General features: G+C 68.1%; 12 protein-coding genes, 1 rRNA gene and 1 pseudogene. 12 read left to right on the top strand and 2 right to left on the bottom strand.

The window, feature by feature from the left end:
- The first annotated feature begins 39 nt into the window (after nucleotides 1–39).
- Nucleotides 40–1539, top strand: a complete 1500-nt coding sequence (locus tag ACSYGN_RS10795) for an outer membrane protein assembly factor BamB family protein (RefSeq protein WP_460394285.1) — start codon at nucleotides 40–42, stop codon at nucleotides 1537–1539.
- Between the two features lie 111 nt (nucleotides 1540–1650).
- Here ACSYGN_RS10795 and ACSYGN_RS10790 read toward each other — a convergent pair whose 3' ends face one another.
- Entirely contained in the window at nucleotides 1651–1935 is a 285-nt protein-coding gene (locus ACSYGN_RS10790) for a DUF397 domain-containing protein (protein ID WP_460403373.1), read from the bottom strand.
- A 162-nt stretch (nucleotides 1936–2097) separates the two neighbouring features.
- Here ACSYGN_RS10790 and ACSYGN_RS10785 point away from each other — a divergent pair.
- The 6 genes and pseudogenes from ACSYGN_RS10785 (at nucleotide 2098) to ACSYGN_RS10760 (ending at nucleotide 9003) form a co-directional block, all read left to right on the top strand.
- Nucleotides 2098–3083, top strand: a pseudogene (locus ACSYGN_RS10785) (IS5 family transposase).
- A gap of 238 nt (nucleotides 3084–3321) precedes the next feature.
- Nucleotides 3322–3609 (top strand): 30S ribosomal protein S15, encoded by a 288-nt coding sequence (gene rpsO / locus ACSYGN_RS10780; protein WP_033529274.1) that lies wholly within the window; start codon nucleotides 3322–3324, stop codon nucleotides 3607–3609.
- 463 nt (nucleotides 3610–4072) lie between these two features.
- Nucleotides 4073–6310, top strand: coding sequence for a polyribonucleotide nucleotidyltransferase (locus ACSYGN_RS10775; protein WP_460394282.1), 2238 nt, complete (start codon nucleotides 4073–4075; stop codon nucleotides 6308–6310).
- Nucleotides 6307–7686, top strand: coding sequence for a M16 family metallopeptidase (locus ACSYGN_RS10770; protein WP_460394280.1), 1380 nt, complete (start codon nucleotides 6307–6309; stop codon nucleotides 7684–7686). The genes ACSYGN_RS10775 and ACSYGN_RS10770 overlap by 4 nt, the downstream gene beginning before the upstream one ends.
- 98 nt (nucleotides 7687–7784) lie before the next feature.
- Nucleotides 7785–8537 (top strand): 4-hydroxy-tetrahydrodipicolinate reductase, encoded by a 753-nt coding sequence (dapB, locus tag ACSYGN_RS10765; RefSeq protein ID WP_460394278.1) that lies wholly within the window; start codon nucleotides 7785–7787, stop codon nucleotides 8535–8537.
- 13 nt (nucleotides 8538–8550) lie between these two features.
- Entirely contained in the window at nucleotides 8551–9003 is a 453-nt protein-coding gene (locus tag ACSYGN_RS10760) for a hypothetical protein (protein WP_460394276.1), read from the top strand.
- A 125-nt stretch (nucleotides 9004–9128) separates the two neighbouring features.
- On the opposite strand, the gene ACSYGN_RS10755 is transcribed toward ACSYGN_RS10760, so the two are convergent.
- On the bottom strand, nucleotides 9129–9683 hold the full coding sequence (locus ACSYGN_RS10755; RefSeq protein ID WP_460394274.1) for a hypothetical protein: 555 nt from the start codon (nucleotides 9681–9683) through the stop codon (nucleotides 9129–9131).
- 117 nt (nucleotides 9684–9800) lie between these two features.
- Between ACSYGN_RS10755 and ACSYGN_RS10750 the strand changes: the two genes are divergently transcribed.
- The 5 genes from ACSYGN_RS10750 (at nucleotide 9801) to ACSYGN_RS10730 (ending at nucleotide 15766) form a co-directional block, all read left to right on the top strand.
- Nucleotides 9801–9983, top strand: a complete 183-nt coding sequence (locus ACSYGN_RS10750; protein WP_460394272.1) for a hypothetical protein — start codon at nucleotides 9801–9803, stop codon at nucleotides 9981–9983.
- A 44-nt stretch (nucleotides 9984–10027) separates the two neighbouring features.
- Nucleotides 10028–10768 (top strand): FAD-dependent thymidylate synthase, encoded by a 741-nt coding sequence (gene thyX / locus ACSYGN_RS10745; protein WP_460394270.1) that lies wholly within the window; start codon nucleotides 10028–10030, stop codon nucleotides 10766–10768.
- A 211-nt stretch (nucleotides 10769–10979) separates the two neighbouring features.
- On the top strand, nucleotides 10980–11879 hold the full coding sequence (dapA, locus tag ACSYGN_RS10740) for a 4-hydroxy-tetrahydrodipicolinate synthase (protein ID WP_460394268.1): 900 nt from the start codon (nucleotides 10980–10982) through the stop codon (nucleotides 11877–11879).
- Between the two features lie 177 nt (nucleotides 11880–12056).
- Nucleotides 12057–13742, top strand: coding sequence for a ribonuclease J (locus ACSYGN_RS10735; protein ID WP_460394266.1), 1686 nt, complete (start codon nucleotides 12057–12059; stop codon nucleotides 13740–13742).
- Between the two features lie 498 nt (nucleotides 13743–14240).
- Nucleotides 14241–15766: ribosomal RNA gene (locus tag ACSYGN_RS10730) — 16S ribosomal RNA — on the top strand.
- The last annotated feature ends 145 nt before the right edge of the window (nucleotides 15767–15911 follow it).

The following is a 15911-nucleotide window of genomic DNA, read 5'->3' as shown; positions in this document are numbered from 1 at the left end:
CCGGCCGGGACATATCTCCCGCCGGAAAGGCATTCCGACATGACTTTCGGCCCACCGCCGTCCGTCTACACCCAGTCCGCCCTGGCGGCGGACCACGCCCGCAGACGCCGCAGAGGCGCACTGCTCGGCGTGCTCGCTCTCCTCCTTGCCGCCGCGCTGGGCACCGGGGTCTGGCTCCTGGTGCCCGCGGGTGACGGCCGGACGGCGGCCGGTGGCGGTACGGCCGGCGCGCAGGCCCCCGACGAGATCAGGGAAACGGTCGAGAAGGTCCCCGCCTCGGCCGAGGGCCGACTCGTGATCGAGCACAGCGAGAAGGATCTCGCCGAGGCCGACGAGGACCACCCTGTCTACGCGCCCGGCACCTGGGCGACCGACCGGATCTTCGCCAAGGGCGTCGCCAACAGGATCGTGGGCCTGCGCATCAACCCGCCCTACGACGAGACCGCCTGGACCCTCAAGCTCGGTGGACACATCTGCGCCACCAGCGAGCACGTCACCGCCGACGGCCGCACCGCCGTGGTCATTCAGCCCCCGAAACCCAAGGGCTCGGCGACCGACGGCGTCTGCGACCAACTGGTCCTCGTCGACCTCGACACGGGCCGGAAGGTGTGGCAGAGGAAGATGCCCGCGGCCGACTTCGCCTACGTCACCCACACCAACCTCACCCTGACCGAGGGAGTGGTCGCCGTCGCCTGGGGCCACGGATCTGTGGCCTACGACATGCGCAGCGGCAAGCGGCTGTGGAACACCGGCGAGGCCGGATGCGTGGACACCGGATTCGGCGGCGGGCGCGCGCTGCTCGCGCTGGTCCGGTGCGGGCAGGGCCCGGACGCCACGTACAAGGTGCAGAAACTCACCCCCCGCACCGGACGACCGCAGTGGACCTACAAGGTCGCCGCCGGAGTCCAGGACGTCTACCTGCCCTCCTCGGACCCGCCGGTCCTGGCCGTGGCGGCGGGTGACAGTCAGGTGACCGACCTGATCACGCTCGACGGGGAGGGCAGACACCTGGCCACGGTCTCCATGCAGCACGGGCGCTATGCCCCGCGGTGCGGGGACCGGCTCTACGGAGAGCCCTACTTCGGCTTGATCGAGGCGTGCGACGGGCTGGTAGTGGGGCGGAATCAGCTCTACCTCACCGCCAAGGACCAGGTCGGCGAAGGACCGGAGAACTGGATCGTGGCCTTCGACCTGCGGACGGGCAAGGCGCAGGGAAAGTTCGACGGCCGTAGCGGGCAAACGGTGCTGCCGCTGAGGATGAGCGGAGACGACCTCCTGATCTACCGCCGCAGCCCTGACACCTACGGACCGGCGGCCGTAGTGCTCTGGAATCCGCATACGGACCGGGAGACCCCGTTCCTTCTCTTCATGCTGCCGGACGACGAGGAGGGCGGGCTCAGCGATCCGGAACAGTCGGAGATCCTCGTGGAGCACGGCAGGGTCTTCTTCGCGAAGCGGGAGCTGGTCCGCGACGACAAGCACCCGACGGTCCCGGTACTCGAAGCCGTCGGCATCGGCAGCGCGGGACTGAAGCACTGACGGGCACGGGACCGGAGCACCGACGGCCACGGGGGACCTCGTGTCTGCCGTCCTCCGTAACGAAGGGGGCGGCGCCCGCAGGCGCCGCCCCCTTCTCCGTCCGGACCCGGATCATTCCGCGGCGGCGTCCGCCTCCGTGTCCAGGTCGAACTCCCCGTCCCGCGCCCCCAGCACGAACGCGCGCCACTCCGCCTCGGTGTAGCGCAGCACGGTGTCCGGGTCGAGGGACGAGCGCATCGCCACCGCTCCCTCGGGCAGATAGGCGATCTCGACCCGCTCCTCGTGCTGCTCGGTGCCCGGCGCGCTGTGCCACTCGACCCCCGAGATGTCGAGGCCGTACAGCTCGTCCCGCTCCCGCTCCTTGCGGGCCTTGATCTCCTCCGCCGTCTCCGCCATCCGCAGCGACCCCTTCCAGACGTGGTCCGCGCGCGTCTCCAGCGACGCGCGCCCGGACGTACGATCAGTCCGACGACTCACCCTAGGTCCTGTCTGGAGTCCGGATCACGAGTTCGGTAGATCGCCTGCGTCATGGGGTCCCTCCTTGATAGGCCATCGGCCATGGCGCGAGGCGATCTCACCGACGAGCAGTGGGCCCTGATCGAGCCCCACCTTCCGATCGCCGCAGTCGGGCCCATCCCCGACCTGCGGAAACACTTCAACGCGGTGATGTGGCGGTTCCGCACGGGCAGTCCCTGGCGCGACCTGCCCAGCGAGTTCGGGCCCTGGCAGAGCGCGTACGACCGCTTCCGGATCTGGGCGACGCAGGGCGTCTTCCAGCACCTGATGGAGGCGGTGATCGCCGAGGCCGCTGACCGGGGTCAGGCGGACCTGGGCCTGGTCAGCGTGGACTCGGCGACAGCACGGGCGCACCACCACGCCGCCGGGATGGCACTGGAACCCGAGCAGTTGGCGGCCCTGGAAGCGGCCGCCGAGTCCGAAAAGGGGGCGCCGTGGAGGGACAACAGCCGCAGGACGGACAGTGCGAGGACGACGCGGGCGCTGAGCGGCGACGGGCCCGCCGACGGCACCGGGCCCGTCTGAAGGCCGCACAACTGGGGCGTTCCCGGGGAGGGCTGACCAGCAAGATTCACCTGGCGGCCGACCGGCGCTGCCGTCCGCTGGCGTTTGTGCTCACCCCCGGACAGGCCGGCGACAGCCCGCAGTTCGTCCCGGTCCTGGAGCGGGTGAAGGTGCGCGGGCCGGTCGGGCGTCCCCGGACCCGACCGGACGCAGTGGCCGCGGACAAGGCTTACTCCAGCCGCCGTAACCGCCGCTACCTGCGGCGTCGTGGAATCCGGGCGGTGATCCCGGAGAAGGTGGACCAGGCCGCCAACCGGAAGAAGCGCGGTTCGAAGGGCGGTCGCCCGGTCAGCCACGACGCGGCCTTGTACACCGAGCGCAACACCGTGGAGCGGTGCATCAACCGGCTGCGGAACTGGCGAGGCATCGCGTTCCGCTTCGACAAGACCCCGGAGAGCTACGAGGCCGGACTGCATCTGTGCGGTGCGATGCTCTGGCTCCGCAGCATCGCACCGCAGTCGTGATCCGAACTCCAGACAGGACCTAGTGGCCGGGCCTGCGGCCGTCCGGGTGGTCCTCGGACCCCGGTCGGACCGCCTGCAACCTCCTGGTACCCTGAGTGACGGCCGTTCGTGTACGCGTCTTCGGACCCTTCCGGAGACCCCGCGCGGCGGATCCCCGCCTTCCGAGTCATGGAAGCTCCCCCGAGACACAGACCGGGGGCGCTCGGTGGGCATTCACAGACCAAAACGAGGAGTACGCGTGTCGCTCGACGCCGCTACGAAGAAGCAGATCATTTCCGAGTTCGGTACCAAGGAAGGTGACACCGGCTCCCCCGAGGTGCAGGTCGCGATGCTGTCGCGTCGGATCTCCGACCTGACGGAGCACCTCAAGACCCACAAGCACGACCACCACTCCCGCCGGGGTCTGCTGATCCTGGTCGGCCAGCGCCGCCGCCTGCTGCAGTACCTGGCGAAGAAGGACATCCAGCGCTTCCGTACGCTGGTCGACCGTCTCGGCATCCGCCGCGGTGCGGCGGGCGCCAAGTAGTACGCCGTGCAGGGAGCGGTTCCCGGACGATCCGGGGCCGCTCCCTTTGCCGTACACGGCCAGCTCGCACGTATGTGCGGAAACGTGCGGAGTGTCACTCACGCTTTGTAGTGTGGTAGCAGCCCGCACCGACGCGGCATGACCGGCAGTACGACCGACAGCACGACCGAACGCAGTCCGTACGGCGTTGCAGAGCACGGCACAGAGCAAGACTCAACTCAGAGCAAGACTCGACGCACGACTCAGCACGGCGTACGGCCCAGAACACCACGCACGACACACAACGAGGAGAAAGGCGCACCTCGCCGCCGCCGGTCCTCGGTAGTGGCCCCCGGGGGGAAGCGAGCCCCGGGTGCTTCGATCGAAGACCGGCCCGCACCTGAAGGAGCGCCTCTCCGCGACCGTCCCCCTGCCACACGGGCAGCTCAGGGACGAAAGACGACAAGTAACGGAGAAAACGCTAGTGGAGAACGAGACCCACTACGCCGAGGCCGTCATCGACAACGGTTCCTTCGGCACCCGCACCATCCGCTTCGAGACGGGCCGCCTGGCCAAGCAGGCCGCCGGCTCCGCGGTCGCGTACCTGGACGACGACACCATGGTGCTGTCGGCCACCACCGCCTCCAAGAACCCCAAGGACCAGCTCGACTTCTTCCCCCTCACGGTGGACGTCGAGGAGCGGATGTACGCCGCCGGCAAGATCCCCGGCAGCTTCTTCCGCCGTGAGGGCCGTCCCTCCGAGGACGCCATCCTCACCTGCCGACTGATCGACCGCCCGCTGCGCCCGTCCTTCCGCAAGGGCCTGCGCAACGAGATCCAGGTCGTCTGCACGATCATGGCGCTCAACCCCGACCACCTCTACGACGTCGTCGCGATCAACGCCGCGTCCGCGTCCACGCAGCTGGCCGGCCTGCCCTTCTCCGGCCCGATCGGCGGCGTGCGCGTCGCGCTGATCAACGGCCAGTGGGTCGCCTTCCCGACGCACACCGAGCTCGAGGACGCCGTCTTCGACATGGTCGTCGCGGGCCGCGTCCTGGAGGACGGCGACGTCGCGATCATGATGGTCGAGGCCGAGGCCACCGACAAGACCATCCAGCTGGTCAAGGGCGGCACCGAGGCGCCCACCGAGGAGGTCGTCGCCGCCGGTCTGGAGGCCGCGAAGCCCTTCATCAAGGTGCTGTGCAAGGCCCAGGCCGACCTCGCCGCCAAGGCCGCCAAGCCGACCGGCGAGTTCCCGATCTTCCTGGACTACCAGGACGACGTCCTGGAGGCCCTGACCGGCGCCGTCCGCCCCGAGCTGGCCACCGCGCTGACCATCGCGGGCAAGCAGGAGCGCGAGGCCGAACTGGACCGCGTCAAGGCGCTCGCCGCCGAGAAGCTCCTGCCGGAGTTCGAGGGCCGCGAGAAGGAGATCTCCGCCGCCTACCGCTCCCTGACCAAGGCCCTGGTCCGCGAGCGTGTCATCAAGGAGAAGAAGCGCATCGACGGCCGCGGTGTCACCGACATCCGCACCCTGGCCGCCGAGGTCGAGGCCATCCCGCGGGTGCACGGCTCGGCGCTGTTCGAGCGCGGTGAGACCCAGATCCTGGGCGTCACCACCCTCAACATGCTCCGTATGGAGCAGCAGTTGGACACCCTCTCCCCGGTGACCCGCAAGCGCTACATGCACAACTACAACTTCCCGCCGTACTCCACCGGCGAGACCGGCCGCGTCGGCTCCCCCAAGCGCCGCGAGATCGGCCACGGGGCCCTGGCCGAGCGGGCGCTCGTCCCGGTGCTGCCCACCCGCGAGGAGTTCCCCTACGCGATCCGCCAGGTGTCCGAGGCACTCGGCTCCAACGGCTCGACGTCCATGGGCTCCGTCTGCGCCTCCACCATGTCGCTGCTGAACGCCGGTGTGCCGCTGAAGGCCCCGGTCGCCGGTATCGCCATGGGCCTGATCTCCCAGGAGATCGACGGCGAGACGCACTACGTCACCCTCACCGACATCCTCGGCGCGGAGGACGCGTTCGGCGACATGGACTTCAAGGTCGCCGGCACCAAGGAGTTCGTGACCGCCCTCCAGCTCGACACCAAGCTGGACGGCATCCCCGCCTCCGTCCTGGCCGCCGCCCTCAAGCAGGCCCGTGACGCCCGCCTCCACATCCTCGACGTGATGATGGAAGCGATCGACACGCCGGACGAGATGTCCCCCAACGCGCCGCGGATCATCACCGTGAAGATCCCGGTCGACAAGATCGGCGAGGTCATCGGCCCCAAGGGCAAGATGATCAACCAGATCCAGGAGGACACGGGCGCCGAGATCACCATCGAGGACGACGGCACGATCTACATCGGTGCCGCCGACGGCCCGGCCGCCGAGGCCGCCCGCGCCACGATCAACGGCATCGCCAACCCGACGATGCCCGAGGTCGGCGAGCGCTACCTCGGTACGGTCGTGAAGACGACCACCTTCGGCGCCTTCGTCTCGCTGCTGCCCGGCAAGGACGGTCTGCTGCACATCTCGCAGATCCGCAAGCTCGCCGGCGGCAAGCGCGTGGAGAACGTCGAGGACGTCCTCGGTGTGGGCCAGAAGGTCCAGGTCGAGATCGCCGAGATCGACTCCCGCGGCAAGCTCTCCCTGGTCCCCGTGATCGAGGGCGAGGACTCCGGCGACGAGAAGAAGGACGCCGCCGACGGCGGCGCCGCGGACGACAAGTGACGTCGAACGACTCCACGGTGACGGCCCGAACCTCCTCGGAGGCGCGGGCCGTCGCCCGTACCCAGACTTTGATCAAGGGCAGCAACGGCATCGGCACCGTCCGCAAGACCACTCTTCCGGGTGGTCTGCGCGTCGTCACCGAGACCCTGCCCTCTGTGCGCTCGGCCACCTTCGGCATCTGGGCGCACGTCGGCTCCCGCGACGAGACCCCGGCGCTGGGCGGCGCCACGCACTACCTGGAGCATCTGCTCTTCAAAGGCACGGCACGCCGCAGCGCGCTCGACATCTCCGCCGCGATCGACGCGGTCGGCGGCGAGATGAACGCGTTCACGGCGAAGGAGTACACGTGCTACTACGCGCGCGTGCTCGACACCGACCTGCCGCTCGCGATCGACGTCGTCTGCGACATGCTGACGGGCTCCCTGATCCTCCAGGAGGACGTCGACGTCGAGCGCGGCGCCATCCTCGAAGAGATCGCCATGACCGAGGACGACCCGGGCGACTGTGTGCACGACCTGTTCGCGCGCACCATGTTCGGCGACAACCCGCTCGGCCGCCCCGTCCTCGGCACGGTCGACACGGTCAACGCCCTCACCGCGGACCGTATCCGCCGCTTCTACAAGAAGCACTACGACCCCACCCACCTGGTCGTCGCGGCCGCGGGCAACGTCGATCACAACAAGGTCGTACGACAGGTCCGCGCCGCCTTCGAGAAGGCCGGCGCCCTCGGCGCCGTGGAAGGCGTCCCCATCGCCCCGCGCGACGGACGCCGCACCCTGCGCACCGCGGGCCGTGTCGAACTGCTCGGACGCAAGACCGAGCAGGCGCACGTCGTCCTCGGCATGCCCGGCATCGCCCGCACCGACGACCGCCGCTGGGCCCTCGGTGTCCTCAACACCGCCCTGGGCGGCGGCATGTCCTCCCGCCTTTTCCAGGAGGTCCGGGAGAAGCGCGGACTGGCGTACAGCGTCTACTCGTACACCTCCGGGTTCGCGGACTGCGGCCTGTTCGGCGTGTACGCGGGCTGCCGTCCGAGCCAGGTGCACGACGTGCTGAAGATCTGCCGCGACGAACTCGACCAGGTCGCCGAGAACGGTCTGTCCGACGAGGAGATCGGCCGTGCCATCGGCCAGCTCCGCGGCTCCACCGTCCTGGGCCTTGAGGACACCGGGGCGCTGATGAACCGCATCGGCAAGAGCGAACTGTGCTGGGGCGACCAGATGTCGGTCGACGACATGCTGACCCGGATAGCGGCGGTGACCCCGGACGAGGTCCGCTCGGTCGCCCGCGACATCCTGGGGCGGCGCCCGTCGCTGTCCGTCATCGGCCCGCTCAAGGACAAGCAGGCCGCGCGTCTGCACGACGCCGTCGCCTGACCCGGTCCGTCCCGCTCGCCACGGACAGACCCGTACGGCTGTACACCCGTACAGCCGTACACCCGTACCACCGTCCTCGGTTGAAGGAAGCAGGAGACATGAGCAAGCTGCGCGTGGCGGTCCTCGGCGCCAAGGGCCGTATCGGCTCGGAGGCCGCCCGGGCCGTCGAGGCCGCCGACGACCTGGAACTGGTCGCCGCCCTCGACCGCGACGACCCGCTGGACCGGCTCACGGAGAGCGGCGCCCAGGTCGCCGTCGAACTCACCACGCCCGCCTCGGTCATGGACAACCTCGACCACTGTGTGCGCCACGGCATCCACGCGGTCGTCGGCACCACCGGCTGGAACGACGAGCGCCTTGCCCGGCTGAGGGGCTGGCTGGCCGAGTCCCCGGAGACCGGCGTCCTCGTGGCACCCAACTTCTCCATCGGCGCCGTCCTCACCATGAAGTTTGCGCAGATCGCCGCGCCGTACTTCGAGTCCGTCGAGGTCGTCGAACTCCACCACCCCAACAAGGTGGACGCCCCCTCCGGCACCGCCACCCGCACCGCCCAGCTCATCGCCGAGGCCCGCGCCAAGGCCGGCTCCGCCCCCGCCCCCGACGCCACGGTCACCGCCCTGGAGGGCGCCCGCGGCGCCGATGTCGACGGCGTCCCGGTCCACGCGGTCCGGCTGCGCGGTCTGCTGGCCCACCAGGAGGTGCTGCTGGGCACCGAGGGCGAGACCCTGACCATCCGCCATGACTCCCTGCACCACAGCAGCTTCATGCCGGGCATCCTGCTCGGTGTACGCAGTGTGGTGAACGCCCCGGGCCTGACCTACGGCCTGGAGCACTTCATGGACCTGGGCTGAGACCGGCCCCGGAATGCGCGCGAAGATCTCCTACGCCGTCACGGCCGCCGTCCTGGTCTTCTACTTCGTCCTGGTCGGCAGCCGCGGCGTGATGCTCATCCAGGCGGGCACGCTGCTCACCGTCACCTTCGGCGTGGCGGTGCTGATCCTGCCGGTGATCGGTGTCTGGTTCCTGTGGCAGAACACCCGGTTCGTCCGCAGGGCCAACGCCCTCGCCGCCGAACTCGACGCCGAGGGCGGCCTGCCCGTCGACGAGCTGACGCGCACCCCCAGCGGCCGTATCGACCGTGACTCGGCCGACGAGGTCTTCGCCCTGCGCAAGGCCGAGACGGAGGCTGCGCCCGACGACTGGCGTTCTTGGTTCCGCCTGGCCGTCGCCTACCACGACGCCCGCGACACACCCCGCGCCCGCAAGGCGATGCAGCGGGCCATAGCCTTGCACGACGGCGGTCCGGTCGGCGTCTGAGCGCCGTCCGGCGCACCCGGGTCCCGTGCGGCGCGCCGGGCCTCGTGCGCCGTCCGGCGCACCAGGCCCCGACCGGTGATGCGGATGCCCCCGGAGGGCACGCGCGCCTGTCCCGCTCAGCGGGCTCAGCGCGTCCGATGCTCGGCGGCCCACGCCTCGACGGTGTCGGCCGCCCGGTCGAACGCCTCCGGGCGCCCCAGGAAGTCCGCGTTGTGCGTGGTCAGCAGCGCCGGGGTGTCCTGCGGCGACCGGTCCCGCCGTACGACGGTCAGCGCCTGCCCCTGGACCGTCCGCGGCAGCCCCAGCCAGCGCACCGGCTGCTGCACCGTACGCACCGTGACGACCCGCCCCCACGGCACGCTGCGCGTGACCAGGAACGCCACATGCCGCACCCCGCGCGCGCTCACCCACACCCCCATGCGCAGCAGCCGCAGCGCACCGGCGATGACCACGAGCCCCAGGCCGAGCATGACCCCGGCCTCGGAGACCCTCCCGGTGAGGGCGATGACGACGGCGGCGAACAGCAGGTACGAGGCGATCAGCAGCAACAGCGCCGCCGCCGCGACCCGCCAGGGGCCGGGCCGGTAGGGGCGCCGCCAGTGGTCGGAGTCGTCGTACGGCAGCGCGATGTCGTCGGCCGCCTCGAATGTGCGATCGGCCGTCAGGAATTGCAGGGGCACGACGGATCCTCACTCCATCCATGCGTGGGCTGTGCCCGGTGAGGCTATCCGCCGTCGTTCCCGCTCACCACCTTCGGGGGGCCAAGGGGGGTGCGTGCTGCGGCATTCGTGCCATTGATGCAGTTCGCGACGCTGGAGAAGGCCCGGATTTCGGTGCGGCCCCAGTGGTCCGCCGCGGTCGTCGCCCCCCAGCCGCCGAGAGCCGCCGAGAGCCGCCGGGAGCCGCCGGGAGCCGTCGAGAGCCCGCCCGGGAGCCGCCGGGAGCCGCTGAGCGCCACCCCGGCGGACACCGCGCCGTAGAGTGGGCGCCGCACGACAGCAGCGATGGAAGGACCCCCCGAGCCGTGACCGACACCCCCGCCGACGACCCGAAGCCCAGCTTCCGCAGCGAAGTCACCGTCGAGCTGGTCAAGCACACGGCGTCCGACGCCGACGTGCTGTTCGCCGCCCGCGTCTCGACGGTCGGCGAGCAGTCCCTGGACGAACTGGGCAAGGACCCGGAGCGATCCAAGGGCCTCATCAACTACCTGATGCGGGACCGGCACGGCAGCCCCTTCGAGCACAACTCCATGACCTTCTTCATCAGCGCCCCGATCTTTGTGTTCCGCGAGTTCATGCGGCACCGGGTGGGCTGGTCGTACAACGAGGAGTCCGGCCGCTACCGCGAGCTCCAGCCGGTGTTCTACATCCCCGGCGAGTCCCGCAAGCTCGTCCAGGAGGGCCGCCCCGGCAAGTACCGGTTCGTGGAGGGCACCCAGGGTCAGCAGGAGCTGGTCGGCCGGGTGATGGAGGACTCCTACCGGCACTCGTACGAGGCGTACCAGGAGATGCTCGCCGCCGGTGTCGCCCGCGAGGTCGCCCGCGCCACCCTCCCGGTCGGCCTGTTCTCCTCGATGTACGCCACCTGCAACGCCCGCTCGCTGATGCATTTCCTGGGCCTGCGCACCCAGCACGAGCTGGCCAAGGTGCCGTCGTTCCCGCAGCGGGAGATCGCGATGGTCGGCGAGAAGATGGAGGAGGAGTGGGCGAGGCTCATGCCGCTCACCCATGCGGCCTTCAACACCAACGGCCGTGTCGCGCCGTAGCGGACATTCGTTTCCCGGCCGGGCACAGATGTACGGTTCAGCCTCGCGAGGTGTCCGTATTGCGGCTTTTGTAGAAGTTCATCTAGCCTGATCAAACGGACCCGGCACTGCCTGAACCCCCGAGCAGGCAGTGCCGGGCTCCGCATTTGTCAGCACTTGTCGCCCGCCCCTAGGGCAGACCTCCCGGTGAGCAGCGAGTAGCGTGTTCCCCATGGCTCCGACCTCGACTCCGCAGACCCCCTTCGGGCGGGTCCTCACCGCCATGGTCACGCCCTTCACGGCGGACGGCGCACTCGACCTCGACGGCGCGCAGCGGCTCGCCACCCACCTGGTGGACGCAGGCAACGACGGCCTGATCATCAACGGCACCACCGGCGAGTCGCCCACCACCAGCGACGCGGAGAAATCGAACCTCGTACGAGCCGTACTCGAGGCGGTCGGCGACCGCGCCCATATCGTCGCCGGCGTCGGAACCAACGACACCCACCACAGCATCGAACTCGCCCGCGCAGCCGAACGCACCGGCGCGCACGGCCTGCTGGTGGTCACCCCGTACTACAACAAGCCCCCGCAGGAGGGCCTGTACCGCCACTTCACGGCCGTCGCCGACGCCACCGGCCTCCCGGTGATGCTCTACGACATCCCCGGCCGCAGCGGCGTCCCGATCAACACGGACACCCTCGTCCGCCTCGGAGAGCACCCGCGTATCGTCGCCAACAAGGACGCCAAGGGCGACCTCGGCCGCGCCAGCTGGGCCATCACCCGCTCCGGCCTCGCCTGGTACTCCGGCGACGACATGCTGAACCTGCCGCTGCTGTCCGTCGGCGCGGTCGGCTTCGTCTCCGTCGTCGGCCATGTGGTCACCCCTGAGCTGCGTGCCCTGGTCGAAGCGTTCACCTCGGGCGACGTCCAGAAGGCCACCGAGATCCACCAGAAGCTGCTGCCGGTCTACACCGGCATGTTCCGCACCCAGGGCGTCATGACCACCAAGGCCGCGCTCACCCTTCTGGGCCTGCCCGGCGGGCCGCTGCGCGGGCCCATGGTCGAGTGCACTCCGGAAGAGATCGAGCAGCTCAAGATCGATCTTGCCGCGGGCGGGGTACAGCTCTAGCACCAGACTTCACAACTGAATGACACAACTGAATGACACACACAACTGAATGAAACAACCGGATGCGCGGGCCACCGGTGCCTGCGCTGCTTCACCCACAACGACAACTGCTTCTGCACGAACGTCATGCACGCCACGTGCCCACCGGTACGTGGCGTGCATGGTGAGGAGAGTCTTTTGAGTCATCCGCATCCTGAACTAGGCGCGCCCGCGCCGCTCCCCGAAGGCGGTCTGCGCGTCACCCCGCTCGGTGGCCTCGGCGAGATCGGCCGGAACATGACCGTCTTCGAGTACGGCGGCCGCCTTCTGATCGTCGACTGCGGCGTTCTCTTCCCCGAGGAGGAACAGCCCGGCATCGACCTGATCCTGCCGGACTTCTCGTCCGTCCGGGACCGCCTCGACGACATCGAGGGCATCGTCCTCACCCATGGGCACGAGGACCACATCGGCGGCGTCCCCTTCCTCCTCCGCGAGAAGCCGGACATCCCGCTGATCGGCTCCAAGCTGACCCTCGCCCTCATCGAGGCCAAGCTCCAGGAGCACCGGATCCGCCCGTACACCCTTGAGGTGGCCGAGGGGAACCGGGAACGCATCGGCCCCTTCGACTGCGAGTTCGTCGCCGTCAACCACTCCATCCCGGACGCCCTCGCGGTCGCCATCCGCACCCCGGCCGGGATGGTCGTGCACACCGGCGACTTCAAGATGGACCAGCTGCCGCTGGACAACCGGCTCACGGATCTGCACGCGTTCGCCCGCCTCAGCGAGGAAGGCATCGACCTCCTCCTCGCCGACTCCACGAACGCCGAGGTGCCCGGTTTCACCCCGCACGAGCGCGACATCTCCAGCGTTCTGCACCAGGTCTTCGCGAGTGCCAGCCGGCGGATCATCGTGGCGAGTTTTGCCAGCCACGTCCACCGCATCCAGCAGATTCTGGACGCGGCGGACGAGTACGGCCGCCGGGTCGCCTTCGTCGGCCGCTCGATGGTCCGCAACATGGGCATCGCTCGCGACCTCGGCTATCTGAAGGTCCCCCCGGGCCTGGTGGTCGACGTCAAGACGCTCGACGATCTCCCGGACCGCGAGGTCGTCCTGGTCTGTACGGGCTCCCAGGGCGAGCCGATGGCCGCCCTGTCGCGCATGGCCAACCGGGACCACCAGATCCGCATCGTCGATGGCGACACGGTGATCCTCGCCTCGTCCTTGATCCCCGGCAACGAGAACGCCGTCTACCGCGTGATCAACGGCCTGACCCGCTGGGGCGCCAACGTCGTCCACAAGGGCAACGCCAAGGTCCATGTCTCCGGACACGCGTCAGCCGGCGAACTGCTGTACTTCTACAACATCTGCCGTCCCAAGAATCTGATGCCGGTCCACGGCGAATGGCGCCATCTGCGTGCCAACGCGGAACTGGGCGCGCTGACGGGTGTTCCGCACGACAGCATCGTCATCGCGGAGGACGGCGTCGTCGTCGACCTGGTGGACGGCCGGGCGAAGATCGCCGGCAAGGTCCAGGCGGGGTACGTCTACGTCGACGGCCTCTCGGTCGGCGATGTGGGAGAGCCGGCGCTCAAGGACCGCAAGATCCTGGGTGACGAGGGCATCATCTCGGTCTTCGTCGTCGTCGACTCGTCGACCGGCAAGATCACCGGCGGCCCCCATATCCAGGCCCGCGGCTCCGGCATCGAGGACTCCGCCTTCGCGGAGGTCGCTCCGAAGATCGCGGAGGTGCTGGAGCGTTCGGCCCAGGACGGCGTCGTGGAGCCGCACCAGCTTCAGCAGCTCGTGCGCCGCACCCTCGGCAAGTGGGTCTCCGACACCTATCGGCGCAGGCCGATGATCCTCCCGGTCGTGGTGGAGGTCTGACGGTCGTACGACGTCCTGTACGGCCCGTCGACCACGGGAACCGGAGCGGGGAACCCCGATTTGCGTCGGGGCACCCCGCTCCAGTACGTTTACGACTCCTCCTGACGGGGAATCCCGGTAGCTTCGTGCTCGCCGGAGCCGTTCCCGGAGGGGTGGAAATCCCGACTCAGAATCTCTGATAAAGTCGGGTCTGCCGGAAAGGAAATCGCTCGCAAGAGCGAGAACCTGGAAAGCACCGAGGAAATCGGATCGGAAAAAGATCTGATAGAGTCGGAAACACCGAAGGGAAGCCCGGAGGAAAGCCCGAGAGGGTGAGTACGAAGGAAGCGTCCGTTCCTTGAGAACTCAACAGCGTGCCAAAAGTCAACGCCAGATATGTTGATACCCCGTCTCCGGCCGGATCTCCGGTCGGGACGTGGTTCCTTTGAAGAAAAATACAGCGAGGACGCTGTGTACGAGGGGACTATTCCTCCTCTCGTACCGCTCCCGTGAAAAGCATTCACGGAGAGTTTGATCCTGGCTCAGGACGAACGCTGGCGGCGTGCTTAACACATGCAAGTCGAACGATGAACCACTTCGGTGGGGATTAGTGGCGAACGGGTGAGTAACACGTGGGCAATCTGCCCTGCACTCTGGGACAAGCCCTGGAAACGGGGTCTAATACCGGATACGACCTGCCGAGGCATCTCGGCGGGTGGAAAGCTCCGGCGGTGCAGGATGAGCCCGCGGCCTATCAGCTTGTTGGTGAGGTAGTGGCTCACCAAGGCGACGACGGGTAGCCGGCCTGAGAGGGCGACCGGCCACACTGGGACTGAGACACGGCCCAGACTCCTACGGGAGGCAGCAGTGGGGAATATTGCACAATGGGCGAAAGCCTGATGCAGCGACGCCGCGTGAGGGATGACGGCCTTCGGGTTGTAAACCTCTTTCAGCAGGGAAGAAGCGAAAGTGACGGTACCTGCAGAAGAAGCGCCGGCTAACTACGTGCCAGCAGCCGCGGTAATACGTAGGGCGCAAGCGTTGTCCGGAATTATTGGGCGTAAAGAGCTCGTAGGCGGCTTGTCGCGTCGGTTGTGAAAGCCCGGGGCTCAACCCCGGGTCTGCAGTCGATACGGGCAGGCTAGAGTGTGGTAGGGGAGATCGGAATTCCTGGTGTAGCGGTGAAATGCGCAGATATCAGGAGGAACACCGGTGGCGAAGGCGGATCTCTGGGCCATTACTGACGCTGAGGAGCGAAAGCGTGGGGAGCGAACAGGATTAGATACCCTGGTAGTCCACGCCGTAAACGGTGGGAACTAGGTGTTGGCGACATTCCACGTCGTCGGTGCCGCAGCTAACGCATTAAGTTCCCCGCCTGGGGAGTACGGCCGCAAGGCTAAAACTCAAAGGAATTGACGGGGGCCCGCACAAGCAGCGGAGCATGTGGCTTAATTCGACGCAACGCGAAGAACCTTACCAAGGCTTGACATACGCCGGAAAACCCTGGAGACAGGGTCCCCCTTGTGGTCGGTGTACAGGTGGTGCATGGCTGTCGTCAGCTCGTGTCGTGAGATGTTGGGTTAAGTCCCGCAACGAGCGCAACCCTTGTTCTGTGTTGCCAGCATGCCCTTCGGGGTGATGGGGACTCACAGGAGACTGCCGGGGTCAACTCGGAGGAAGGTGGGGACGACGTCAAGTCATCATGCCCCTTATGTCTTGGGCTGCACACGTGCTACAATGGCAGGTACAATGAGCTGCGATGCCGTGAGGCTGAGCGAATCTCAAAAAGCCTGTCTCAGTTCGGATTGGGGTCTGCAACTCGACCCCATGAAGTCGGAGTTGCTAGTAATCGCAGATCAGCATTGCTGCGGTGAATACGTTCCCGGGCCTTGTACACACCGCCCGTCACGTCACGAAAGTCGGTAACACCCGAAGCCGGTGGCCCAACCCCTTGTGGGAGGGAGCTGTCGAAGGTGGGACTGGCGATTGGGACGAAGTCGTAACAAGGTAGCCGTACCGGAAGGTGCGGCTGGATCACCTCCTTTCTAAGGAGCACCTGGCCCTTTCGGGGGTCCAGACGCCAGAACATCAGCGAATGTCTGATGCTGGTCGCTCATGGGTGGAACGTTGACTACTCGGCACACCTGGACCTCAGTGTCTTCCCAGTACTGCTTCGGCGTGGAACGGAAC

This window comes from Streptomyces sp. YIM S03343, assembly GCF_054729195.1.
The sequence above is the reverse complement of the archived record's forward strand: the minus strand, read 5'-3'. Positions and strand labels throughout refer to the sequence as shown.

Coding starts and splice junctions, on each gene's coding strand:
- ACSYGN_RS10760 (WP_460394276.1), top strand. CDS start 8,551: ATGCGCGCGAAGATCTCCTACGCCGTCACGGCCGCCGTCCTGGTCTTC.
- dapB (WP_460394278.1), top strand. CDS start 7,785: ATGAGCAAGCTGCGCGTGGCGGTCCTCGGCGCCAAGGGCCGTATCGGC.
- ACSYGN_RS10790 (WP_460403373.1), bottom strand. CDS start 1,935: ATGGCGGAGACGGCGGAGGAGATCAAGGCCCGCAAGGAGCGGGAGCGG.
- dapA (WP_460394268.1), top strand. CDS start 10,980: ATGGCTCCGACCTCGACTCCGCAGACCCCCTTCGGGCGGGTCCTCACC.
- ACSYGN_RS10795 (WP_460394285.1), top strand. CDS start 40: ATGACTTTCGGCCCACCGCCGTCCGTCTACACCCAGTCCGCCCTGGCG.
- ACSYGN_RS10750 (WP_460394272.1), top strand. CDS start 9,801: ATGCAGTTCGCGACGCTGGAGAAGGCCCGGATTTCGGTGCGGCCCCAG.